The organism is Octadecabacter antarcticus 307, from assembly GCF_000155675.2.
Taxonomy (GTDB): Bacteria; Pseudomonadota; Alphaproteobacteria; order Rhodobacterales; family Rhodobacteraceae; genus Octadecabacter; species Octadecabacter antarcticus.
The window spans coordinates 2016299-2041320 of sequence record NC_020911.1; the positions used below are offsets into that span (position 1 = coordinate 2016299).

At 52.0% G+C, this 25022-nt stretch carries 18 protein-coding genes, 1 tRNA gene and 6 pseudogenes; 12 read left to right on the plus strand and 13 right to left on the minus strand.

Annotated features, from left to right (window positions below):
• Positions 1-70: 70 nt before the first annotated feature.
• The 5 genes and pseudogenes from OAN307_RS10225 to OAN307_RS26200 all read left to right on the plus strand — a co-directional run.
• Positions 71-145 (plus strand) — tRNA-Gly (locus OAN307_RS10225).
• Positions 146-473: 328 nt separating this feature from the next.
• Positions 474-2267 carry an ABC transporter transmembrane domain-containing protein gene (locus OAN307_RS10230; protein ID WP_015499685.1) on the plus strand — a complete coding sequence of 598 codons (1794 nt, stop codon included), beginning with the start codon at positions 474-476 and terminating at the stop codon, positions 2265-2267.
• A gap of 270 nt (positions 2268-2537) precedes the next feature.
• Positions 2538-4445 carry an acyl-CoA synthetase gene (locus tag OAN307_RS10240; RefSeq protein WP_015499686.1) on the plus strand — a complete coding sequence of 636 codons (1908 nt, stop codon included), beginning with the start codon at positions 2538-2540 and terminating at the stop codon, positions 4443-4445.
• Between the two features lie 89 nt (positions 4446-4534).
• A complete protein-coding gene (locus tag OAN307_RS10245) occupies positions 4535-4825 on the plus strand; it encodes a DCC1-like thiol-disulfide oxidoreductase family protein (RefSeq protein WP_015499687.1) in 291 nt (96 codons plus the stop codon).
• Between the two features lie 40 nt (positions 4826-4865).
• Positions 4866-5590: pseudogene (locus tag OAN307_RS26200) on the plus strand (transposase); the annotation flags it as partial.
• A 202-nt stretch (positions 5591-5792) separates the two neighbouring features.
• Here OAN307_RS26200 and OAN307_RS31255 read toward each other — a convergent pair.
• A pseudogene (locus tag OAN307_RS31255) lies at positions 5793-7113 on the minus strand (IS110 family transposase).
• A 135-nt stretch (positions 7114-7248) separates the two neighbouring features.
• On the opposite strand from OAN307_RS31255, the pseudogene OAN307_RS26205 reads away from it, so the two are divergent.
• A pseudogene (locus OAN307_RS26205) lies at positions 7249-7521 on the plus strand (transposase); the annotation flags it as partial.
• Here OAN307_RS26205 and OAN307_RS31260 read toward each other — a convergent pair.
• The 9 genes and pseudogenes from OAN307_RS31260 to OAN307_RS10310 all read right to left on the minus strand — a co-directional run bounded on the left by OAN307_RS31260 (position 7449) and on the right by OAN307_RS10310 (position 16599).
• Positions 7449-7754, minus strand: coding sequence for an N-6 DNA methylase (locus OAN307_RS31260; RefSeq protein WP_044043544.1), 306 nt, complete (start codon positions 7752-7754; stop codon positions 7449-7451). The pseudogene OAN307_RS26205 and the gene OAN307_RS31260 overlap by 73 nt on opposite strands.
• A 54-nt stretch (positions 7755-7808) precedes the next feature.
• Positions 7809-8024, minus strand: a complete 216-nt coding sequence (locus OAN307_RS27465; RefSeq protein WP_015499692.1) for a DUF1127 domain-containing protein — start codon at positions 8022-8024, stop codon at positions 7809-7811.
• Positions 8025-8298: 274 nt separating this feature from the next.
• A pseudogene (locus OAN307_RS10280) lies at positions 8299-9266 on the minus strand (IS1595 family transposase).
• Positions 9267-9830: 564 nt separating this feature from the next.
• Positions 9831-10622 carry a hydroxypyruvate isomerase family protein gene (locus tag OAN307_RS10285; protein ID WP_015499693.1) on the minus strand — a complete coding sequence of 264 codons (792 nt, stop codon included), beginning with the start codon at positions 10620-10622 and terminating at the stop codon, positions 9831-9833.
• Entirely contained in the window at positions 10619-11269 is a 651-nt protein-coding gene (otnC, locus tag OAN307_RS10290) for a 3-oxo-tetronate 4-phosphate decarboxylase (RefSeq protein WP_015499694.1), read from the minus strand. Before otnC ends, OAN307_RS10285 begins: the two co-directional genes overlap by 4 nt.
• The gene (gene otnK, locus OAN307_RS10295) at positions 11266-12537 is read right to left on the minus strand and encodes a 3-oxo-tetronate kinase (RefSeq protein WP_015499695.1); all 1272 of its coding nucleotides are present in this window, start codon (positions 12535-12537) and stop codon (positions 11266-11268) included. Before otnK ends, otnC begins: the two co-directional genes overlap by 4 nt.
• Positions 12538-12555: 18 nt before the next feature.
• A complete protein-coding gene (ltnD, locus tag OAN307_RS10300; RefSeq protein ID WP_015499696.1) occupies positions 12556-13464 on the minus strand; it encodes an L-threonate dehydrogenase in 909 nt (302 codons plus the stop codon).
• Between the two features lies 1 nt (position 13465).
• Positions 13466-15481 carry a TRAP transporter large permease subunit gene (locus OAN307_RS30950; RefSeq protein ID WP_144055555.1) on the minus strand — a complete coding sequence of 672 codons (2016 nt, stop codon included), beginning with the start codon at positions 15479-15481 and terminating at the stop codon, positions 13466-13468.
• An 83-nt stretch (positions 15482-15564) separates the two neighbouring features.
• The gene (locus OAN307_RS10310; protein WP_015499698.1) at positions 15565-16599 is read right to left on the minus strand and encodes a TRAP transporter substrate-binding protein; all 1035 of its coding nucleotides are present in this window, start codon (positions 16597-16599) and stop codon (positions 15565-15567) included.
• Between the two features lie 238 nt (positions 16600-16837).
• Between OAN307_RS10310 and OAN307_RS10315 the strand changes: the two genes are divergently transcribed.
• The gene (locus OAN307_RS10315; protein WP_044043545.1) at positions 16838-17842 is read left to right on the plus strand and encodes a LacI family DNA-binding transcriptional regulator; all 1005 of its coding nucleotides are present in this window, start codon (positions 16838-16840) and stop codon (positions 17840-17842) included.
• Positions 17843-18460: 618 nt separating this feature from the next.
• Here the strand turns inward: OAN307_RS10315 and OAN307_RS10325 are convergent.
• The 3 genes and pseudogenes from OAN307_RS10325 to OAN307_RS10335 all read right to left on the minus strand — a co-directional run bounded on the left by OAN307_RS10325 (position 18461) and on the right by OAN307_RS10335 (position 20057).
• Positions 18461-19432: pseudogene (locus tag OAN307_RS10325) on the minus strand (IS5 family transposase).
• 129 nt (positions 19433-19561) lie between these two features.
• Positions 19562-19822: a hypothetical protein gene (locus OAN307_RS10330; RefSeq protein WP_015499701.1), complete on the minus strand. Its 261-nt coding sequence runs from the start codon at positions 19820-19822 to the stop codon at positions 19562-19564.
• The gene (locus OAN307_RS10335; RefSeq protein WP_015499702.1) at positions 19809-20057 is read right to left on the minus strand and encodes a DUF1127 domain-containing protein; all 249 of its coding nucleotides are present in this window, start codon (positions 20055-20057) and stop codon (positions 19809-19811) included. Before OAN307_RS10335 ends, OAN307_RS10330 begins: the two co-directional genes overlap by 14 nt.
• Before the next feature lie 666 nt (positions 20058-20723).
• Here OAN307_RS10335 and OAN307_RS10340 point away from each other — a divergent pair.
• The 5 genes and pseudogenes from OAN307_RS10340 (at position 20724) to OAN307_RS10355 (ending at position 24921) form a co-directional block, all read left to right on the plus strand.
• The gene (locus tag OAN307_RS10340) at positions 20724-21338 is read left to right on the plus strand and encodes a universal stress protein (RefSeq protein ID WP_245541026.1); all 615 of its coding nucleotides are present in this window, start codon (positions 20724-20726) and stop codon (positions 21336-21338) included.
• Positions 21339-21538: 200 nt separating this feature from the next.
• Complete coding sequence (locus tag OAN307_RS31265; RefSeq protein ID WP_083902953.1) at positions 21539-21715, plus strand: transposase; 177 nt, start codon at positions 21539-21541, stop codon at positions 21713-21715.
• Positions 21716-21719: 4 nt separating this feature from the next.
• Positions 21720-22370: an IS3 family transposase gene (locus OAN307_RS25210; RefSeq protein WP_051067987.1), complete on the plus strand. Its 651-nt coding sequence runs from the start codon at positions 21720-21722 to the stop codon at positions 22368-22370.
• A pseudogene (locus tag OAN307_RS26220) lies at positions 22324-22817 on the plus strand (IS3 family transposase); the annotation flags it as partial. The gene OAN307_RS25210 and the pseudogene OAN307_RS26220, both read left to right, overlap by 47 nt.
• Positions 22818-23340: 523 nt before the next feature.
• Positions 23341-24921 (plus strand): ABC transporter substrate-binding protein, encoded by a 1581-nt coding sequence (locus OAN307_RS10355; RefSeq protein WP_015499704.1) that lies wholly within the window; start codon positions 23341-23343, stop codon positions 24919-24921.
• Positions 24922-25022 lie beyond the last annotated feature (101 nt).

Consider the following 25022-nt stretch of genomic DNA (forward strand, 5'->3'; position numbering starts at 1 on the left):
TTCGCCGTCGCAACTTCTGCCATCGCTGTCTTGACGCGCTAACACCCATGAAATAGGAAGATTTTAGTAAGCGGGCGTTGTGTAATGGTTAAGACCCCAGTTTTCCAAACTGGAGATGCGGGTTCGATTCCCGCCGCCCGCTCCAGAAATTCAATTCCGACACTTGACCTACAAAAAAGCGCTCCACGTTTAGTTATGCCTTTGTAAACATAAGATTTATCCAGATTTGCGCGCCAGCTTTCCAAACTGAAGATGCGGGTTCGATTCCCGCCGCCCGCTCCGATCTTTATTTGATGTGAGAATGATCTGGAGAGCCTCACCTGCGATGCAGGGGGCTATACCCCCGTCCTGGCGGACTCTCCCCAAGATATTTTTGAAACAAAGACAGGCGTAAGAAAGTGTTTCGAGGCTGGGGAGAGGTTGTGGCTTTGGCGGCGCGCCATTAGGTCAGGCGTAACATTAAAGGATAGACCATGGCTGATGCCCCCAAGAACGCCCAAGAGGAGCGCGCTGGATCAAAGCAGATCGGGGCGCTGGCAGCCCTTTGGCCATTTATGAAACCCTATGGCTGGATGATTGCGCTGGCGGGCGCCGCGCTGGTGTCGACTGCGATGATGTCGTTGGTCTTGCCGTTGGCCGTGCGCCGCGTTGTAGATAATTTTGATATTGCGGAACCTGGCCTGCTTGATGGGTATTTTACTGCAGCCCTTGGGATTGTAGCGCTTTTGGCCATTGGCACCGCACTGCGCTATTACTTTGTGACCGGTCTGGGTGAACGTGTGGTGGCTGATATCCGCGTCGCCGTATTTGATCGCATGATCGGCATGAGCCCTGCGTTTTACGAACGCATCATGACCGGCGAGGTCCTGAGCCGGATCACCACCGACACGACGCTGATCCTGTCAGTTATCGGGAGTTCGGTTTCCGTGGCACTGCGCAATGTCTTGATCTTGTTGGGGGGCATCGGGTTGATGTTGTTCACCTCGGTGAAGATGTCGCTGATGGTGCTGTGGCCGATCCCGTTGATCATTTTTCCAATCATCATTCTGGGGCGCAAAGTCCGAAGGTTGAGCAAAGAAAACCAAGACTGGATCGCGCAAAGTTCTGGCGACGCGTCTGAACAATTACTCAGTGCGCAGACCGTGCAGGCCTTCACCCACGAAAGCCAGAGTCGGGGCAATTTCCACCGTGTCACCGAGCAAAGCTTTATCGCTGCACGCAAGCGCATCGCCACCCGTGCGATCCTGACAGCGATCATAATTTTTATAGTGTTCAGCGCGATTGTTGGGTTCCTTTGGATGGGTGCTGCAGATGTGCGTGGGGGCATTATTACTGTCGGCGAATTGGTGCAGTTTATGATCTATACGATCATGGTTGCGGGCAGCGTCGCCGCACTCACGGAAATTTGGTCTGAATTGCAACGTGCCGCCGGTGCCACCGAACGGCTGGTCGAGTTGTTAACAACGGCCGACGCGGTCACTGATCCAGTTAAAGCCTTGGCCACGCCTGACACGCGCCGCGGTAAAATCGCGTTCGAAGACGTCGGCTTTGTGTACCCTGCGCGGCCGGGTGTGCAGGCGCTGGGCGGCGTGTCGTTTACCGTTGAACCCGGTGAAACGGTGGCGCTTGTAGGCCCATCCGGTGCTGGCAAGACGACGATCATCCAGCTTTTGTTGCGGTTCTATGACCCGTCTAGTGGACGCATCACGTTGGACGGTGATGACCTGCGCGACCTGAATCGCGCCGATTTTCGCCGCCACATGGCGCTGGTGCCACAGGATCCGGTCATCTTTGCCGCTTCGGCGCGTGAAAACATCCGCTTTGGTCGCCCCGATGCCACGGATGCGCAGGTGCAAGCTGCCGCCAAAGCTGCTGCTGCGGACGAATTCCTGACAGCACTTCCCGACGGCTATGACAGCTATGTTGGTGAACGCGGCGTCATGTTGTCGGGCGGGCAGAAGCAACGCATCGCCATTGCGCGCGCCATCTTGCGCGACGCGCCTGTGCTGCTGCTGGACGAAGCGACATCAGCACTTGACGCGGAATCCGAACGCGCCGTGCAACAGGCTGTCGATCATCTGTCGAAAAACCGCACCACATTGATTGTGGCGCACCGTCTTGCGACCGTCAAAAAAGCTGACCGCATTATCGTGTTTGAAGCTGGCAAAATCGCTGCCGTCGGCACCCATGACACCCTCGTCGCTCAAGGCGGGCTTTATGCGCGTCTGGCGCGGCTGCAGTTCACCGATGGTGCTGTGGAACCATAATTTCCCTTTGTTGGAACGTAACTTCAAGGAAGGTGTTGATACGGTAATACTTCCAATCGACGCGGGAAACACCACATCGATCTGGGGATCCCTCAAGGCGATAAGACCTGATATAAACCTGTGTTTGCTTGCAGGAAGTCGTTCCAGCATTACGCTGGGGCGGTCCTTTTTCGCAGCGTCAGTCTTGCGCGGCGCGGCAATTAGCCACATCTTAGGCATCAGGGAAAACCTGCCTGATCAGGCGGACACATTTACAGGGGAGGAGCGTCCATGACTTTCGCGTCTATGGCCGATCGCAATGCAATCGAAAACGAAATGGTGTGGGAGGATCGCAATCTGCCCCATTCCGTCTGGGCACAGTTATCCCAGACCGCCGCAACACATGGCAGCCGCAACGCGGTGACGTTCCAGATGTTCGCAGCAGGGGGCAATGATCCGGCTGAAACGCTGACATGGTCGCAGCTGCAAGGCAAAGTCGCACAGACCGCCAACCTGTTTCGCGAGCTTGGCATCGGGTCTGATGACGTAGTTGCGTTTCTTTTGCCCAACGCGATGGAAACTGTGCTGACCTATCTCGGCGGTACGGTGGCAGGCATCGTTAACCCGATTAACCCTTTGCTTGATGCGGACCAGATCGGCGCAATACTACGTGAGACAAACGCCAAGGTCTTGGTGACGCTCAAGGCATTTCCGAAAACCGATGTGGCACAAAAGGCGGCTGAAGCTGTCGAACTTGCGCCCAACGTCAAAACTGTCGTCGAAGTTGACCTGCTGCGATACATCACCGGCATTAAGAAATTCATCGTGCCGTTGATCCGTCCAAAGGTGAAGGTTAACCATGGCGCCAAAATTATTGATTTCAACAAATCCGTCGCCAAGCAGCCGACAAAGCTGACATTCGACGATCCGAAAGAAGATCGCGTCGCGGCCTATTTCCACACTGGCGGCACCACGGGCATGCCGAAAGTCGCGCAGCACCGCAATTCCGGTATCATCTACAATGCATGGCTTGGCGATAAGCTGTTGTTCGAAGAAACGGACGTTCAAATCTGCCCGCTGCCGCTGTTTCACGTCTTTGCGACAATCGTCTGCATGGGTGCGTCGCTCAGTTCTGGCGCGCATATCGTGTTCCCAACGCCGCAGGGGTATCGCGGCGATGGCGTGTTCGACAATTTCTGGAAACTGATCGAACGTCACAAAGTCACCTTCATGATCACCGTGCCAACGGCCATGTCAGCGCTGATGCAACGTCCGGTGAATGCCGATATTTCATCCCTGCGTTTGGCATTCTGCGGCTCAGCCCCACTGCCGCTTGAACTCTACAAGAAATTCGAAGCCGCCGCAGGTGTCACCATCTGCGAAGGTTATGGTTTGACCGAAGCCACTTGTCTGGTGTCGATCAACCCGCCAACGGGTGCAAAGAAAGTCGGATCAATCGGCTGTCCGTTTCCCTACACCCACGTTCGCATCATCGACCCAGCCAGCCAGCGCGATCTGCCAAGCGGTGACATTGGCGAAATCTGTGTCGCCAGCCCCGGCGTGTACGACGGCCACACCTACACCGAGGTCGCCAAGAACAAGGACCTGTTCTACCCAGGCGAGGATTCCCCGCTAGGCGATACCATGCAATATCTGCGCACGGGTGATCTGGGCCGCTTTGACGAAGACGGCTACCTTTGGATCACCGGCCGCGCCAAAGACCTGATCATCCGTGGCGGTCACAACATCGATCCCGCCGAAATCGAAGAAGCCCTTGCAGGTCACGCGCAGGTCGCTTTTGCGGGCGCAATCGGGCAACCCGATGCCCACGCAGGTGAAGTGCCGGCAGTGTTTGTCGAACTGACGGACGGTGCGACTGTCACGGTTGAGGAACTCATGGCCTATGCCAGAAAGCACATCCATGAGCGGGCTGCATACCCGAAACACTTGGAAATCATGGACGAGTTGCCAAAAACTGCCGTTGGCAAAATCTTCAAACCTGATCTGCGCAGGTCCGCCATCACGCGGGTCTATAACGCGGCGCTGGATAAGGCGGGCGTTTGCGCACAGGTCACGGCTGTATTGGAAGACAAAAAGCTCGGCCTCGTGGCACATGTGACGAAATCAGGTGACGCGACGGACGATCAGGTTAAGGCCGCGCTTGGCGCGTTTACCCGTCCTTGGATCTGGGCTGCATAATCTCATTTGAATAAGACATGAGATGAAGCGCCGCCCTAACAGGTGCGGCGTTTTTCATCTACATCAGGGATATTAAGAAAGGGGTTTCAATGACCGGCCAAACCTACCCGATCGCCGTCATGGATGGCACCTGCGCTCTCTGTGCGTTTGGTGCCAAAATAGTGCATCGCCTAGATCGGTCTGGCGACATTCGAATTGCACCAATTCAGGGGGAAACTGGTGCGGCATTGATGCGCGACCATGGCCTCGCCCCATTCAACCCGGACTTGTGGTTGTTTATCGAAGAAGACGGCACCGTCACCCGTGACCTTGATGCGCTGATCCGTCTTGGACAGCGCACTGCTACCCCGGTAATCCCCCCTAAAATTAGTGGTGTTTAAAAGTAGAATTTTCTCAGCAAGATATCTGAGGAGATTTTTGATGAAGACAGCACGATTTAGCGACGCACAGGTCATGGGCATTTTGAAGCAGGCAGAGGGCGGTACGCCGGTCTCTGATCTGTGCCGAGAGCATGGGATGAGCAGCGCCAGTTTTTACAAGTGGCGTGCCAAGTTCGGCGGTATGGATGCGTCCTTGATCACCGAGATGAAGGACATGGCCGAGCAAAGCCGCCGTCTCAAGAGGATGTATGCTGAGATGAGTTTGTCCGAGACGATCTTCTGAAGGAGGCGCTCGGAAAAAAGCGATAAGGCCGTCTCGCCGACGATATCCTCTCGGTGAATGTGCCATTCACTGCCGTTCAGTGGATGGCCATGAATGCAGTCATGCAGCGGGGCACAAGTATCGCACTTGCCTGCCATACCTTCCAAATCAGCGAGACCTGCTATTGGTACAGCCCGATCTTGAGTGATGAGAACGAGGAGATTGCAGATTGGCTGGAACGCCTGGCCGTGCCTGATGCGCCAAACGATACTTGGTCTATCGCTGCCCGGCAGTTGATTGATTTGCAATCAATGAGAGGGGATTTCATGGCGGATCAGCTTGCAGACGGCAGATCAATCCGAACTCTTAACGTCTTGGATGACTTCAATCGTGAAGGCTTGTGCATTGACGTGGACTTCTCGCTGCCCGCAGAACGCGTCGTCCGGAGCCTGAACCAGATCATCGAGTGGCGCGGCAAACCCCAAACCATACGTGTCGATAACGTCCTATGCGCGGAATGATTAGCTGAATTGGCGTCAGGTTATTGTCGCATCGAGGCGTCTCGACACGTTAGAAGCATTGCTCAGTTTGGCATTTTGGTCAACGAACTGTCTCTCCCATAACAAACACAGAGTACGCTTTTGCGGCTCTCACCGTCCTTAAGACGAGATCTTTGGGTCGTTGAGCAGAAGGCCTAAACATTATCTACGAGGTCAGTTGTCTGCCTCCACGGCCCTTACAGAGAAAGGTCCTACTGCTGTCGATCACCCCTCAAAGAAGGGGCGATATGGTTCGCCGTGCTTGATGATCCCATGAACGGTTCGGGCCATCTTCGCTGCGATTGCGGTGTACGCCTTTCGGCGCAAATGGGTGTTGTGACGGTCTTTGGCGATGTAGCGCTCGAACTTGTCGCGGAAGCTGTTGGTGCGCTGCAGAATAGCAACCTGTCCAGCCATCCAAAGCGTTCGACGAAGCCGAGCATTGCCATATTTTGACAGTTTGGTTTGCCCTCTGAATGTACCTGATTGCATAGTCGCAAGGTCCATTCCACAGAACTTCAAAAACTGCCGGTGATGACGAAAGCGCCGTACATCCCCAGCTTCTGCCAAAATTGTCAAAGCATTGCGTATTCCGGGGCAATCCGGCCACCCATACCGATTTGATCCGGCCGGGGGTTCCGGGGCATCCGGCCACCCCCCTTTGACCTGATTTAGTGTGCTGCGAGGCGATCTGTAGCAGGGCTACTCTGACGTTCCTTTTGAACATGCTTATCGCGTCGGAATCTGCGGCAACCGGCAGTCCGACTGATACTTTGGCAGTCTCGTAGATATCTGAAAGTAAACGCTCTTTTGCAACCTTGAGGCCCACCACATCCCAAGCGTCAGCGATGAATGCCTCCTTGCTCATGGCTGAGATCAAGTGTGGTGACGGATAACGTTCAAGGAAAGCAAAGAACCAGTCACTGCGAGAACTGCGAGAACTGCGATGGAAACGATCAGCTTCAGGAAAATACAGCGGCAGATAATGGGTTAAAACTCGGTGCCACAACTCGGTGCCACAACTCGGTCTTCGACTTGGATACGATGTCATGCGTTTTGGAAAGCTCTTGGATGTCGTTAGTGCCACGCACGAGGGGGTCATGATAAAACTGCTCGTTCCCGATCTCCATCATGTGAAGAATGACCTGGGCATCCTTAGGGTCGTTTTTGTCCCAACTGTTGTGCAAGGCCTCTCGCGTTCTGGCCAGGGCCACAGATGACACCAACTTCAACTCAAAACCTGCTGCGGCAAGATGATAAGCCAAGGCACGGTGATAATTACCCGTTGCTTCAAAAGCTACACGGACAGGGCGGCCGTAGCAGGCAAGCGATGTGATTAGACGATTGAAGTCGTCTAGCTGGTTCAGAACAGTCAAACGACGGCAGCGCTTCTTGTCCGCAATAGCAATGAGAACTTCGTCGCGGGCCTTCGAGATATCGATGGCCACCAAAACGGGCGCAGTTTGTGTAATAATGATATCGGTCATAGTTGGTCTCCTTTGCGGTATGGTTTGTACAAAACCACCGTAGGGACCTGAGGCACGGCTATGACCACCTGCTGCGTTATTTGGGGCTGCGCAGGCAGTCATAGCCTTAAATTAGCGATATTTCGAAGGTGTTACGGCCCAGAATACATCAGTGGGACCTTGATGACATAGGCTGAAAAGCACGGTGTTCGGCTTGAACACATCCAGCCAGGCAAACCTCAACAGAATGCCTATATCGAGCGATACAATCGCACCGTTCGCGGCGAATGGTTGAGCCAGCACATCTTTGAAACGATTGAGGAGGCCCAAAACCAGGCGACAGAATGGCTCTGGACTTACAACAATGAGAGACCCAACATGGGCATCGGCGGCATAACACCCGCAATGAAACTGAAAACAGCCGCGTGAATTCTACGGCCGAGCCCCATTGAAAATGGGGGGATTACCCCACAAGCAGGGTCCGCAATGGTTTGACCAGGGGCAGGGCGAACGCATTGAACCATTGCGCTGATTCGGGCGCGAGGGGTGAAGTATTGGCCTGCACCCGATTTCGTGTCTTCGGCGTTCCGCTCGAGCAAGCCCTTGTAAATATCGCCCTTCACGTCGGATCCTAGTTGCGCCCATTTAGTGCTGTCCACCATGTCGATAAGGCGAAAAAGCTTTGCTGGATCGGTGATCTTGTTTTGGGATTTAGCTTAAGCGCCGTAAGCTGCTTCATGGGCAATCTGGCGGATCGATGATGGCGCAATTCCTAGATCTTGCAGTTCACGTGCGGACGTCCGCTCAAGTTCGGATAGTGTCGTGAGGTAGACCTTACGCTTAGAAGCGTTTTCAGCCAGCTGATCGCGGAACGCCTCAAAACGAGATCTCAGTGATGTGCCTGTAAAGAATGTTGCTGTTAATGTTGTCATGTCGTTACTCGATTTCTTCAGCTATTTGTGCATCTCTTGCAGTTCGCTTGTGATTAGGATGTATGACTGTGCTGCAGTTGCACAATGGCCCTTTTGGGCAATGCTGCCATGCAGCATTTGCATGCTTGCTGCTAAGGCTTATCCCTTTTAGTCCGGTTGCCCCACATGTTGACGCGGCGCAGAACCTCGCCCTTGTGGCTTGAGAGGCGGATCGGATCAGTTTGGAACGTCTCGTGGATTTATAGGGCGTGGCTTTTGCCGTGTACGAGGGCCTTCAGGCGTGCTGTTCAACAAAATCACGATATGTCGCTGGGCCAATACCAACACCGATCCCCAGCAGCGTGTCGAAGGCGCTTCGCATGTGTCGCCGTCGGTTCCAGCGGAACACGAATTCGTCGAGATAGCGTTGCAGATGGCACTTTCTGAGGCCGTGGAAGACGCCTTTTGCCCACGTTTTCAGGTTGGAGAACACGCGGTGGACCCAGTGGAGTATGTCATGTGCCTTCTTGCCGCTGACGACCTTCGCCTCATGCGTGTTTGCAGGGGGATTTTCGTAACCTAGCCAGCCATCCGTGATGACGTGAGCGCCAGGCTCTACAGCCTGACCAATGAACCCGTGTAGCGTCTTCGACGCGCCGTCGTGTCCAAGATGCGCCTATGGCATGGGGGAATGTGTTTCATCCTGATACGGCGCGGATGTCCGTCACTTGATAATTCGACGGCACAGACGACAAACATCTTTCCGACCGGGCTCCACCCACCCTTTGGCCGGTCCTCGGGATCATGCCAGGACCGGAACGGCATCTCTGTTTCATCGATTTCGACAAGGTCTTTCAGGGGGTTGCGGTCAGGGTTGACCATCGACCGCCGCAGCTTTTGCAAGAGGAGCCACGCCGTCTTGTAGCTGCCAAGGCCAAGTTGCGCCTGAAGTTGCAGCGCTGACATGCCGTTGGAATGTCTGGTGATGATGTGCGCGGCAAGAAACCAAATTCGCAACGGCAAATGACTGCTGTGCATCACCGTGCCAGCCGTCACGGATGTCTGCCGTGCGCAACCGGCACATTCCCAAGTCGCGCGATTTCGCTTTAACGGCCAGCCCTTGCAGGTGCCACAGGAAGGACACACGAAGCCCTCAGGCCAACGATGTTCCGCCAAATAATGCGAACACGCTTCCTCATCAGAAAACCTAGCGTCGAACGCCGGGCGGGACATGGGTTTGTCGTTTTTCCATCTGGCTGGCATGGATAGAACAATACAAGAACAATGTAGATTGGCAAGCCGCTTCACACCACATCAGGTGCCGCCGGAGAAAAGGGGATAAGCCTTCTTGCTGCTAATGGGGCCGCCGTTTGTTTTAGTTTGGGTCAATTTTTAAGCGTTATGGATGCAGTACTGTCATTCGTGGCGATAAGGCAGGGCCTTGCCCTATAGTCAGCGATTGACCTTGCTCTGTGTTCTCTTATTGTTCCCAAGATGGGCAGACGATACGCATCACCCGCCGATCTGGACACACGTTTGTTTCATGATAAAACGACACACATCACTGCGACGTGCTGTTCATGTAAGCGTGTCGTTGTGGTGACGCCGGATAAGCTGCCTATTGATATTGATCGGCACGATTTTGAACGGCGGTCGGTTTGCTAGAGTTGCGGCGCGAAATGGCCGCAGATTGTGCGGTATCCAGCGCCGAAAAGTTGGTGGTGAGTGACTTCTGACGGGCTGAATTTGGTTCGACTTTATATCGAATGGTTGAGTTTGTGTGTGGTGGTCCCTAAGTCGCGGGTGCTTGACTGACTATGAAGGCGACTAACTATTTGTAATTGAATTAGTATTGTGAGCTCTGCACGCCTTCATCCAGCCAAGGCTCTGATCGGTCAGGCCCAAAGGCTTATATTCAGCTCCAATAGGAGCTTGATATCCAAGGCGTGTAATGACTTGGAACAAATAGTTATAGTTAATTTCACCGTTATTTGGTGGCCCTCGGTCAGGCACTGATGCAAATTGAATATGCCCAATGTGTTGAAAGTTTTGCTCAATCTGGTGTGTAAGATCAACCTCCATAAGTTGGACGTGATAACAATCAAACATCAGCTTGAGGTTTCCAGCACCTACCTCGGTAATAATAAGAACAGCTTGATCCGTGGTCGTCAAAAAGTAACCTGGTGCATCATACTTGTTGAGCGGTTCAATCAAAATTGTGATGCCATGCGGTGCTGCATTTTCGCAGGCGTACTTCAAGTTTGCTACAAATGTCGCATGCGCCTCAACGCCGGCGGCAAATCCTGCCATCACATGAATACTTTTGGCACTGATTGCTGCTGCATAGGTTATCGCTTCGTCAATCGCAGCACGCGCTTCTATTTCGCGGCCAGTGATTGCTGATAATCCGTTGTCACCCCCAGCAGCGTCGCCCCGACGGGTGTTTAAGCCTAACATTTTAAGATCTGTTTCAGCCAAGGCATTTGAGACTTCAGCGACAGGGACATCATATGGCCAGTGGCATTCCACGGCATCAAAGCCTGCGGCTTTGGCCGCTCGAATTGCGTCCGGCAATGTGCGATCATTCCACAGAAACCCTAAATTAGCTGAAAATTTCAAACGTCCCACTCCACATTAAATTTAGTCACCAAGGCAAGCACGTCTTCGGATGACAAAGCGCGCGGCGACAACCCACGGGTCATCATTGCAAGGCGTGCTGTATCTTCAAGTTCTTCAATTGCATTGCATGCTGCTTCAATGTCTTTGCCCGCGACGACAGGTCCATGATTGGCGAGCATCACCGCCGAACGTTTACCCGCTAAACCGCGCACCGCCATACCCATCGCTGGATCACCGGGCATGAAAAATGGTAGCAACTTTACTTTGCCCAATTTCATAATCCCGTAAGGCGTCAGCGGGGGGAGGAAATTATCAGCATCAACCTCTGGCATCATCGACAAGGCAACAGAGTGGCAAGAGTGCAGATGCACAACCGCCCCAGCAGTTGAGCGTGTGTCATAAAAGGCCGCATGCAACGGCATTTCCTTGGTTGGTAGATCACCGCTAATTAGCTTACCGTCGGAATTAAACCGACTAAGCCGTCCTGGATCAAGGCGGCCAAAGCTTGTGCCTGTCGGGCTGACAAGCAGCCCGCCGTCTTGCGTCCGCGCAGAAATATTACCTGTGCTCCCCCCCGTGAGTCCTCTGTCGAACATCGATTTTGCGAGCAAACAGATTTGTTCGCGTAAATGCGCCTCAGACATCATAGGGTGTCCAATTTTTGTTGGGCGTCAGCAAAAAAAGTTTTTGCGCCGAAATTACCAGACTTCAGAGTTAGCGCGATCTGGACTTCACCTGATACGCAGAAAGTCCAAGGCACTCCTGGTGCAATTTCTGCGCCAATGTCCAGTTGTGATACGCCAAGTGCTTTGGTTACGGCGCCTGATGTCTCACCACCCGCGACGATGATACGACGAGCTCCGGCATCGCGTGCGGCTACTGCGCAGGCAGACAATGTTTGCTCAATCAGATTTCCAGCTGCTGCAATGCCCAAGACCTCTTGCGCAGCTTTTACACTTGTTGCATCCGCCGTTGCATAGATAAGCGGCGCTTTGGTCAAATCCTGGGCTGCAAGCCAAGCAAGCACTAAAGCTGACCCTGTTTTAGCTATCTTCAATGGGTCTAATTGATAGCTGGGTGCGCCAAGCTCAATATGATTGGCAACCTGAATATTGGTCATAGCAGAACAGCTGCCTGATAAAATAATAGTGCCTTTACCTATTTTTGGTGATGGGCGTTTGACGGCATCCGCCGACAGCGTTCCATCTGCAAGATAAAGTGCGGGGAGCGGCATAGCGACTGCTGACCCCCCAGTTATCAATGGCATGTCGCGACAAGCCTCAGCAATGACGGATAAGTCCTCATCTGCTACAGCGTCCACCACAACATGCGCCACACCTTCGAGCTTGAGTGTGTCCAGCTTTGCCCGCAATGCAGACGCACCCTGTGCGACAGTCAACCGATCAGCCAAACCAACAGGGCGGGTCACTTGGGGTGTAAGGAGTCGCATCAAATTACTATCACACATTGGCGTCAGCGGGTGATTTTTCATAGGGCTTTCGGATAAAAGTTGCTGCCCAACAAACAGGTTACCCATGAAAATAGATCGTCCGTTTTCGGGAAATGCAGGGCAATAAATAGTTTGTTCTGTGCCAAGATCATCCATGATAGCCTCGGCCACTGGGCCAATGTTGCCCGCATCGGTGCTATCGAAGGTCGAGCAGTATTTCCAGAAAAACCGCTGTGCACCTGCACGCTTCAGCCAATCCAAGGCTTCGAGCGTTTCAGATACGGCGTCAACGGCAGAGATCGTGCGCGACTTTAGCGCGATGACCTCAAACGGGCTGGTGTGGGACGGCGGTTCTGATGGCACACCGATGCGCAGCGATACCCGCACACCGCTACGCGCTAAAAGGCCGGCCAAATCCGTTGCCCCAGTAAAGTCATCGGCAATACAGCCCAAAATAGTTGTCATTTCAGTTTCTCCTATGCTTCACACGGGCAATGTTATTCCGGCATTTTTGGCATAGACTTTAGCCACGGCAGCATCGTCATCGCCACCTAGCCCCATAGCTGCTGCCGCAGTAAACTGTTGCAGTGCTGCGGTTGTGATTGGGGCTGCAAACTGCACTTCCTTGGCGATGTCCAAGACGATGCCAAGGTCCTTTGGCCAAATATTGACCGAACTATGTGGCGTGTAGTCACCCGCTACTATGTGCGGTGCGCGGTTTTCTAACATCCAGCTAGTGCCAGCACACTTGCTAATAACCTCGACAAACTTTTCGGGTGTTACGCCTTGGGTTATGCCGAAAGTCAGTGCTTCTGCCATGACAGCAATATGGACACCGGCAAGCAGCTGGTTGACCGCTTTCATCGCACTGCCTGCGCCAGCCTCATTGCCCAGTGCGAAAACCTTTTCGGAAATGTCGTCTAATACAAGCTGCGTAGCGGCAAATGCTTCTGGCGTTCCCGCAGCCATAATAGACAGTTTACCGGATGCGGCTTTGACAGATCCACCAGAAATCGGTGCATCCAAATAATGCACCCCAAAAGTGGCGCAACGTGCCGCCATGTCTTTTGCAAAAGCAGGTGGCACGGTGGCGCACGATACGACAGCGGCACCTTTCTGCAATTTCTCAACAATTCCCTGATCGCCAAACAGGACACTCTCAGTTTGTGCTGCATTCAAAACAGCGACAATGACGACATCCAAAATAAGAGACGCATCGCTCAGACTGCCGGATTGGCCGCCTTCACGCACAAAGCGCGTCATCACTTCAGGGTTAATATCTTTCCCCCAAACTTTGTGCCCACCACGTAAGGCTGAGGCTGCGATGCCGAATCCCATCGATCCAAGCCCGATAGCTGCAACGTTCAGAGTTGATACCTTCATATTATTCATCTCAATTTCCTTTTACCCAACCAGGTAACCAAAGCGCAATTTCTGGGAAGAACAGCACAAGTGCGAGTGCCACGATCTGAATCGCAATGAAGGGTAGTAAAGCCCTAAAAATTTCAGAGAGGCTCATGTCGCTTGGCGCCACGGACTTCAAATAGAAAGCTGCTGGACCAAACGGTGGCGTCAGATAGCTGACCTGCATGTTCATCGCAAACAAAATGCCGAACCACACAGGGTCCATGCCAAGTGTAATGATGATAGGAACGAAGATCGGCATCGTCAAAAGTGCGATACCAATCCAGTCCATGAATAGGCCAAGCACAATCAAAATACCCATCATCATCAGGATGATCACCATTGGTGATGCGCCGCTGTCAAGAATTGCGCTTTCGATAAAGCGGTTTCCACCCATAAGGTTATAAACCCCAACAAGCGCCGCTGCGCCTAGGCCAATCCAGATAATCATTCCGCACGTTTCAAGCGTCTGCTTGAGGCTTGAACTGATCAATTCCCACGATACCTCGCCACGAACCAATGCTGAGATAAACACCCCAACAACACCCATAGCTGCCGCTTCTGTTACGGAAGCGACACCACCGTAAATTGACCCAAGAACAGTGAATGCGACACCAACAGGCAAAATCACACCACGCATCTTTTTGAGCTTTTCAGCAAGTGGCATGTCGAGTTCTGCTTGTGGGATCGATGGCCCCATAGAGGGATCAAGAGTGCATCGAACAAAAATATAGATGATGTAAAAGGTAGCTAACATAAGCCCTGGAACAACGGTCGCTAGAAACAGGTCACCGATGGAAACACTCGCTGTTAAACCATAAACGATTAAGACAATCGATGGTGGGATCATTGTCCCAAGCGATCCACCCGCACAAACAGTGCCGATAGCCAACGCTCGATTATAGCCAAGTCGAAGCATCTGTGGCAAAGCGATCAAACCAAGAAGAACAATCTCTCCGCCAATAATACCTGAGATGGAGGCAAGGAAAATAGCTGCTACAAGGGTTTGAATGGCGACGCCGCCCTTAAGGCGCCCCGCTACAAGGCGCATTGCGTCGTATAGATCACGTGCCATGCCAGAGCGATCTAGCAAGGAGGCCATCAACACAAACATTGGAATTGCGACAAGCACGTATTCATTCACGAACGAGTAGATACGGCTTGATACCAGCGGCACACCAGACACACCAAACCATGCTATGGTAAACATTATTGCGATAAGGCCAGTCACAAATGCGAGCGGAATACCAGTTAGAATGAGCACCATGATGCTGGTTACCAGCAGGATTGATCCGGTTTGAATTCCCAAATCACGCCCTTGGCTGAACAAGACGTAGCCACCTATAGCAAGGAGGCCGAATACAATTGCGATACCTATGATAGCGTATTTACTTGCAGCTTCACCTTCAGATTGACGGTAGCCAGTGCCTTTAAAAGCAACCCAAATATGCCCCAGCGACTGGATCGCCAACACAACGGCTGTGATAAATAGACCCATTTTAACCAGTGCTGGTGTGATCGGGTTCCACGCTGAGCCAGACCGCTCCAAGCGGAAATCACCTTGCGGAGTCCACCATGACTTTTCAACCATCGTTGAGGCTGCATAGGCAATGGCAATTGCAAAGAATAGGGCGAGCACTCCGTTCACAAAATCAAGCAGACGGCGCGTGCCACCACTCGTGCCAAAGTAAATCAGGCCAATGCGTATGTGCTTATCTGCAGCCAGGCACTGGATACCACCGTAAAGGTAACAAACGGCCACCAACGCAATCACAGTTTCATGCACCCAAATTGTTGGCGCATTAAAGAAATACCGCATAACAATTTCATAAAGTGATACGATCGTCGCTATTGCGAACAGAAAGCTAAAAATTCCGCCAAACGAGACAATTTTTCGGTCCAACGCAGTTTGTGGGCCAGCAGCATCTTCTTCGTGGGCGCGTTTGAGAGCCTCAAGCTGGGCCTCGACTTCGCCAGCAGTCATAGCTGAATTTTCTTGTGACATATCGCCTCCCTGAACGCATCCAAGTTATTTTTAATGAAAAAAGAGGGGCATTTCTGCCCCCCTTTGAGTGTATTTTTTAACGATTACTCGATCAGTAATCCCGCTGCGATCAGATAAGCTGAGACACTCGTATATGCCTTGCCTGCCATTTCGGAACGGTCAGCCCAGTTTGCCCACTGCGTCTGTGCAATCGCACGAAACTTAGACCGCTCTTCGTTAGACCAGTTGATGATCGTGATGTCTGGATCGGCGGTGGCTTCTGCTACAGCAATCGCGTTTTCTGCGTCAAGACGTGCAACCATATCTTGCGCGAAGTCGCGAACTGACACGTCAAGAATTGCCTTAAGATCGTCTGGCAACGTGTCGAAGATTTCCTTGTTAAGGGATACTTCAATTACCGGCATCGAATGGAACCCAGGGTAGAGCGGGTATTGTGCAAATTCATGCATTCCCTGCGCGTGGTTCGTCGAGAACACGGTGTAGTCTGCCGCATCGATCACGCCTTTTTCTAAAGACGTGTATACCTCAGAGCCCGGTAAGTTCACTGGGGATGCCCCTGCGGCCGCAAACACTTCCTGAACCATACCTTCGGGAGCACGCATCTTGATGCCTGCAAGGTCATCAACGCCGTAGATTGGCTTGGTTGACAAGAACGCCTCAACGCCTGTTGCTGATGCACCTAAGAATTGTAGGCCGTATGGATTAACGAGCTCGTTAAACAGCTCATTACCGCCACCATAGTTCATATAATTGAACATCTGCTGTGGTTCAGACCATGCCCCAACGAGGTTGCCAAGCATTGCAAATGCAGGATCTTTACCTGAAAAATACGACGGGTCAGTAATGTGACCCTGCAGAATGCCTGCTCCTACAGCGTCAAGTGTTTCGTTGTGGGCAACAACTGTGCCAACCGGGACAACTGTAATTTCGATCCGACCACCTGACATCGCTCCAACGCGCTCGGCCCATTCTTCTTCAATAGGAAAGAAGTTGTCTCCTGCCTGTGCGGATGTTTGAAACGTCCACTGATAGTCTTGCGCGTTAGCTATGCTTGCAAACAATGCGCTCGCGGCAACAACGCCAACAAAGACTGTCGTCTTCAAATTAGTAAGTTTCATGTCTTTCTCCCTTCGACGATCAGTTTTCTGACCCCCGTCTTTGCAATGTGACTAGGCCTTTCAGCTTTTAATCACTCTCCCCCCGCATCGGTACCGATACCGGTATCGGTACCAGTGACATACTCCAAGACAGCCTGTCAACGGTCTGGGAATTGCGTTTGACGCTTAAAGGAAATATTATGTGCTAAAGTATAGGCGTAGTGGACGCCTATAAATTCATTCGATTGTTGCTAAGTATATGAATAAAAATAAAACTTTGATTGACGTTGCTGCAGCTGCTGGAGTCAGCAAAATGACTGCGTCACGCGCATTGCGGGGTAGCAAAGACGTTTCCACCGAGAGCAAAGACCGGGTTATTGCAGCTGCAAAAAAGATTGGATACTTTGGGAATCACCTTGCAGCATCACTGTCTAGTGCACGTTCTGACCTGGTTGGGGTCATCGTTCCCAGCCTCACAAACATCGTATTTCCACAAGTAATGTCAGGTATATCCGACGGACTGTTAGGAACAGGTTTTCAACCTGCATTTGGTGTCACTGACTACAATCTTTATCGTGAATATGAGCTTGTCGGACGGATGCTCTCTTGGCGACCTGCCGGCATGATTATTACGGGAATGGAACAATCAGACCAGACCCGTAAATTGCTCATTGAAGCTGATATTCCAATCGTGCAAATCATGGATACAGACGGCGATGCCATCGATTACGTTGTTGGATTTTCCCATCAATCGGCTGGTGCAGAAATGGCGGAGGCGCTTTTTGGTGCTGGCCGCACTCGCTTTGGTTACATCGGCTGCAATCTTGAAAATGATTTGCGCGCAAAGAAAAGAAAACAAGGGTTTTTTGACGTTTTGAAGCGTTATGATATCGCAATAACCACACAGTTGGGTGGCATTCTGTCCTCAGTAAGTGAGGGCCGCCGCTTGACCCAAGAACTGTTGGAACAGACCCCTGATCTTGACTGCATCTATTTCTCGAACGACGATGTCGCATTTGGCGGACTTTGCTATTGTATTGAGGCAGGAATTGCCGTCCCAAATAGTGTGGCACTGGCTGGGTTTAATGGCCTAGGCTTACTAGAAGGCTTTCCCGGCCTAATCGCCACGTCAACGACCCAAAGGCACGATATTGGCCGGGCTTCCGCAGGAATCATAACGCAATCACTTCAAAGCCCAGAACAATTGAAAAGTCGAAAGCTTGTAATGCAACCAACAATTAACTTGGGTGCATTACAAACATAACCAATCTTGTATTGGCCGTGCATGTGGACTGCCACCGGCGATTCCAAATAGCTGATTAAGATGACCAATAAAGACAGAACACCCCTTCTTATCAAGGACTAACCCCATCTTATCGGTCAGACAAGGAATGGGTGCGTCCACCTATGATTGCCCGCGATGTTCGCAAGGTTGGCCACTTTGGCACTGGTCATCTGGAGGTGACAGTCAGGTCAAACTTGGATTTTTACAAAGCAAAGTCGCTGATCGAGCAAACCTATGAAGGTGCGCAGTTTTGTCAGCACAGCCCGTGTCGGACAAGGAATGGCCGCGTCCATGTGCAATTATAGGTGGGCGTAGCATCCCATAGAAGTCTTAGAGAACTGAGTGCTTTGGTATGGGGATGAAAGGGGTTGCTGAAAGGGAAGGGTGGCCAATTCCACCGATGGCCCTGCTCATCACTTGATTGGCTGGAGTTCCAACTCACAACAGCAGCCCCAGCATTGCTGCCGCTGCTGTTGCTTGATCAGTCTTGTTTATTCAACCGGAGCGTTATGGTTTCGCTTCACAGCGATGATGCTGGGAGGGGGCTTTGTTGCACAAATCGCCCTTATGGCGTGCTTCCCCTGACCCCTGACGGATTCAGCCTACAGTAACGGTGTTTGGGATGCCAAGGGCGGTGAAGCCGTTGAGTATCGCGGCACGGATTTGGACTTCCGCAACTTGCCGGTCAAAGTCTCGTGCGGCCAGGCGCTGCCCGAGTAGTTTCAAACAATGCATCTTTGTCTCAACACGACTCCTGCGGTGGTATCCGCTCAAGCGACGCCATTGAGCGCGGCCGAGATCCTTTGAGGACTGTACCGCTTCGTTTCGGGCTCTGGCCCCCAGCGTATCCGGCTTCCATAGCTTGGCATTCTTGCGTGGCGGGATGACAGCACGGGCATTGCGGGCCGCAATCGCATCATGGCATTTGCGGGTGTCATATGCCCCATCTGCTGTGACACTGCCAATCTTCTGATCTGGTGTGATCTGACCGAGAAGGTTGGGCAACATGGGTGGGTCTCCAATGCTGCTACTCGTCACTTCGACCGCGCGTATCTCCAACGTTTCTTCATCAATCCCTATATGTATCTTGCGCCACACCCGACGTTTCGGCCCGCCATGCTTGCGAGCGTTCCACTCACCTTCGCCCTCAACTTTGATGCCGGTACTGTCGATAAGGAGGTTTAGCGGGCCCTTTGAGCCCTGATACGGGATGGTAACCGATAGCCTTTTCTGACGCCGACATAACGTGCTGAAGTCTGGGACCTCCCAGTCAAGGTCGATCAATTTCAACAGGCTTTCCACAAAGCCCGTCGCCTGCCTCAAAGGCATTCCGAACAGCACTTTCAACGTGAGACAGGCTTGGATCGCCGCATCGCTATAGCGTGGCTGGCGGCCCCGTTTGCCCCCCTCTCATGGTTTGCAAACAAACCACTGCCGGGCAACGGTAGGCGCAGCTTTCCAAGTGACCTCTGGGTTAAACCAAATGGTCAGTGACCCGCGTCGCTTCAGGGCCTTGTTATACTCAGGCCAGTTCCTCGTGCGGTAAATCGGGGCGATAGGTTTACTCATGACGCCAGCTACCATGCTGGATTTACAACATGAATCCCTGATACGAGACTATTTGTGCAACAAAGCCCTGGGAGGGGCTAATTCACCTTCATCGTCTCGGAACGTAGCAGCGGGCTACTGACTCGTTGTTCAAAGGCCGTCGTATTCGTATGTGACTAAATGTTCGGCATATTCCCTGATGCCACTTCGTTCGATGCCGATCTTATGCAACTGTTCGTCGTTCATCGCTTGCAAGACTGACTGCATTCTTCCAATCTGGATTTGGCTCCACAGGTTTTTGAAGCTCTTGCGTATTCTGGTCGCGGTGTGGCCGACGGCGGTGACGGCGTCTCCAAGGGCATGTTGGGCCCAGAGGAACGTGCTGCCTGCTGTGTTGCTATGCATTTTCATTTGCGAGTTCCTTTTGTGATTGCTCGAATGCAATTAGGGGGATGTCTGCGCGGGATATTCCGATATCCAACAGATCTCGGTTCGACAAAGCCTTGAGCTTTGTCAGGGATCTCTGATATTTTGCGGTCTTAATCTTTGCGTTAGCGGCTGCGTTACGGCGACTAACGTAGCGCGTGAGCAGTTCAGTCAGACCTGACGTCAGCCAGCTATTTGTGTGGGGAACTACCATTGTCATGGCGCAACTCCTGTTATTTCTCTACAGCGCAGTATTAATGCTGCACTGCAGAAATGGCACTTGCAGCCCACGCTTCCAACCCTCTGAATCCGCATAGGGGCTATGTCGAACAGGAAGGGAACCATCAAAGTATCGACGTATCCACCTAAATAATCACCATGGTGAACGCGGAGGACGCGTTCATAAAAAAGGTTCGACAACTGCCATGCTAAGACTTTGCGCGTTGCCCAGTCTATTGTCGCAACCCGCTAGAGGATGCCGCGTCCTTGGGATGAAGAAATGACATTTTCCGCTCTGTCAGATCTGCCCCCAGTTCTCGAGGCAAGTATCTCCAACTTGTGCCAACCTTGAATTTTTACCGCTTTTGCTGTATTTAGTAGATGTTCTAATCAGAAGATCCTCATGAGATCAGGGTCGGAAGTGTGCGGTGGAGCATGACATCTAAATCGCACGAAAATGCTAAGCGGACCCAACCAAACTTGGCCGTCAAACCAAACTAATTAACAGCAACTACCCGATTGGCATCCAATCGAGTGAGAGAGGAGATCCATGACCAATTACGCAAAAATGAGAATATCGAACCCCTCAGTATATTATGAATCTCCAGATCTTGTTCTGAATGATGGCAAACTCAACCGTGGTGAAAAAGAGAAGGTCCTGAGGTCAATGGCATCTGATGCCGGGCAGATGGCAGAGGCGACGATTGAGGGTATGGAGGAGAGCGACCCGGCATATAGCGCCAACGATCTTCAGGCTGCTCTGATCCAACTCGAGAAGTCCAAAAAACGTAAAACCATTGATGATCTAAGCCTGCCGAACGCGCGCTTTCAGCGGATTATGGTCGTGACGACAGTCGACCAAGATTTGAACCGTGACGTCGCGGATATTGCCTATGACATGGCTGAGGTCGCGGACGGCAAGGTTTACTTGCTGAACGTTGTCCCGTCGCAATATGCGGGGGCAGGGTTGATGGCCGCAGGACCAATGATGACCTCCGTTCCGCTTATTGCTATTGATAATACTCAAATCATTGAAGAGCGCACTCAGCAACTCGCTGAGTTGAGGGTCGAAAGTGGGGCTAGCGTTAAGACTGAGATTGAGGTGCGCAGCGGCCAAATCGAACAGGTGATCGCCGACTATGCCGATGAATGTGATGCCGATATCATAGTTGTTGGATCCCCAAGCCGATCTTGGCTCGAAGCGTTGTTCGATCCTTCTATCACCAGCAGAGTCACCAATTCGGCCCCATGTCCTGTTCTGATAGTGCCGGAATCCGCGTAGTCCGTTCATTTGCAGTGGCTGATTTTTCTAAGATAATTACCCTCCAACGCTGAGTTCTTGTGCTGGAAGCTGTCAGTGATGCGCTGAACGACACCAGTGATATGGCAATATGTCATGCTATTGCGGTGCGATCATACTGAACTTCGTCCCTGTTCCCGGACATTGGGGTACTTCGTCTCTGTCCGTGAAAGGGGCACCAAATGGGACAACAGCGGCGTAAGTACACAGACGATTATAAGGCCGGGGCAGTTGAGCGACTGTACGAGCCTGGGGCGACGCAAGGCAGCGTTGCCAAGGAGCTCAGGATTACTGGTACACAGCTGAAGACGTGGAGATTTTGCACAAAGCATCCGCTTTTTTCGCAACGCGGGCGGTGAACCCATGACGAGCAAGCGCACTTTCATCACTGCCCATAAAGCGCAATATGCGGTTTCAATATTATGCCGTCTCCTGGAGATATCCCGGGGCTGGTTCTACGGATTTCCAGCCAGTCAGCCTGCACGCGATCAACGTCAAGTTAATCGTGAGGCCCGAGATCAGGAGTTGCTTCCCAAGATTAAAACCTTCTTCAAGGTCAGTAAGAAATGCTATGGATCAAAGCGTATTCACCAAGACTTGCTGGCGGATAGTGAGGTCGTCTCTGAACGGCGTGTTGCCAGAATAATGAAGGAAAACAAGCTGTCTCCGCTTCTTCGCAAGCGTAGAAAGCCAATCACGACGGACAGCAATCATATGCTGAAGCCTTCCATTGCCCCCTCTCACACATACTGCGTATGTGCTGCCGGCAAATGGGCAGGCGATTGCGAAGCAATCTGCCGAGAGGGGCCAAACTTGCTGGAACAGAAGTTCCACAGCCAGACGCCTAATACCGTTTGCCCTCTCAGCGATGCAGAGCATCGCCTGCCGGGTAATAGGTGGCCGACATCACCTATATCGACACCCCTTCTCGGGATCATGCTTCGCATAACCCTGCCGGGCAAGGGACGAGGGCTGGCTTTATCTGGCTGGCGTGAAGGACATGGCCACGCGTGAGATCGTCGGCTGGGCAATGGAAGATCACATGCGTGCCGAGCTTTGCTGTGCCGCCCTCGAGATGGCTCTGGGACGCAGAGGCCCTGTTCCAGGGTTGATACACCACTCCCCCTCTCGGGATCATGCTTCGCATAACCCTGCCGGGCAGTGGATAGGGGCCGCCAATATGCTGCTGGGGACTATCGCAAGTTGATCAAAAAGGCGAAGCTTACCCAGTCCATGAGCCGCAAGGGCGAGTGCCTCGACAATGCGCCTATGGAGAGTTTCTTTGCCTCACTGAAAAAGGAACTGGTGCACCATCAGCGCTTCAAAACACGCGCCCAGGCCAAGGCTGTAATCTTTGAATACATCGAGGTCTTCTATAACCGCCAGCGTCGCCATTCCGGCGTCGGATATCAAACGCCGCAACAGGCCTTCAATAATATGACTTGGGAAATGGCCGCATAGGGTCAATAACTAAACTGTACGGTTTCAGGGACGAAGTTTACACAGCCAAAAACACAGCGTTTCTGAGCACTGCTGTTAGGCAAGGCTTGCTGGTGCTCTGGCTGGTTGCTCACTTTTGTTGGGTTCGACGTTGTGGGCGGAATGCTGACCGTATCTGAAAGATGCACAGATGGCGGCTAGGACATAGCGGTGTAAGTTCCTCATGGACTATGTTGTGCGACTATTGAAGTAACCAACAATAACAGGTGTTTTCATCCCACAAAATTAAGTCGTAAACATGGCCAGCTCAATTCAGTTTTTTGTCTTACAAAGGGATCTCAAGCTAGAAAAATTATCGCCTAAATTTTAGCCAGATGATGGCTGAGGGTGGCTAAATTTTTTGCACTTTAAAACCATGTCTCTCGGTAGCTTGAAATGTCTGGTTCTGCCATTGGTTTAGTCTAGCATACCTCCGAGTCTTTGTTGTCTGCAAAGGCTGCGTCAATTTTCAGATCGCAACGAAAATCAAACAGGGTGAATTATCATGAAAACAACATCGGCACTTACACTGGCCGCAGTGCTGCTTGCGACAACTGCACCGCTCAATGCAGAAACGCTGCGTTGGGCACGCTCTGGAGACGCGCTGACTCTTGATCCGCACGCACAAAACGAGGGGCCTACCCATACGATTCGTCACCAAATGTACGAACCCTTGATTATTCGCGACATCAGTGGCGCGTTTGAGGCGGCACTGGCGACCGACTGGGCACCCAAAGCAGATGATCCGAATATCTGGGTCTTTAATCTACGTGAAGGCGTGACTTTCCATGACGGTGCGGCATTCACTGCCGAAGACGTGGTCTTCAGCTTTGAGCGCGCCAAACAGCCAAATTCGGATATGAAAGAACTGATCGGTTCGATAACGGAAGTGCGCGCGGTTGGTGACTTTTCTGTAGAGATCGTGACTGATGGACCCAACCCAATCCTTCCTTCCAATCTGACTAATTTGTTCATCATGGACAAAGACTGGACCGAGGCGAATAACACCGTTGATGTGCAAGATTTTGAAGGTGGCGAGCTTACGTTTGCAACAACCAATGTAAACGGCACCGGCCCCTATGTGCTGCAAAGCCGTGAACCTGACGTCAAAACCGTTATGGTGCGCAACGATGCATACTGGGGCATTGATCAGTTTCCGATGGAGGTCACTGAAATCATTTATACCCCGATCCAAAACGCCGCGACCCGTGTGGCAGCGATGCTTTCAGGTGAGATCGATTTCTTACAAGACATGCCCGTGCAAGATCTTGAGCGTGTGAATGCCGTCGATGGTTTGATTGTCAAACAGGCGCCACAAAACCGGGTTATTTTCTTTGGTATGAACCAAGGTGCTGATGATCTCGAATCCGATAACATTGATGGTGCCAACCCACTGGCTGATGTGCGTGTTCGGCAGGCTATGTCGATGGCAATCAACCGCGATGCAATCCGTCAGGTTGTGATGCGTGGTCAAAGTGAACCAGCGGGCATGATCGCGCCACCATTTGTAAACGGCTGGACGGCTGAGATGGACGCGGAATCCTCTACAGATGTCGAAGCGGCCAAGGCTTTGTTGGCTGAAGCTGGCTATGCGGATGGTTTCTCGATCCGGTTGGATTGCCCAAATGACCGATATGTGAATGACGAAGGTATCTGTCAGGCTGCAGTCGGCATGTTGGGCCAAATCGGCATCACTGTGAATTTGGATGCTAAACCAAAAGCGCAGCACTTTCCGCTAATTAGTGGCGGTCAAACCGATTTTTATATGTTGGGTTGGGGCGTGCCGACTTACGATTCTGAATATGTCTTCAACTTCCTTGTTCATTCCCGCGAGTCTGAGATTGGTACTTGGAACGCGACCGGTTTCTCTGATGCGGATCTAGATCTGATGATCCAATCGCTGGCCTCTAACACTGATCTTGAGGCACGCAATGCTGACATTGCGACGATTTGGCGGACCGTGCAGGACGAACAGCTTTACATTCCAATTCATCACCAAGTGTTGAACTGGGGTATGTCGGAAAGAGTTGGGATTGAGGTCGATCCTGAAGACCAGCCAAAGATCAAATATTTCACTATGAATTGATCTGACAGTCCCATGGCGCGCTAGTTATCTAGCGCGCCAATACTGTTGCCAATGTGGCGAAGCTTAGTGATATGGCAACTTCGAAACTAGAAGCTGAATGT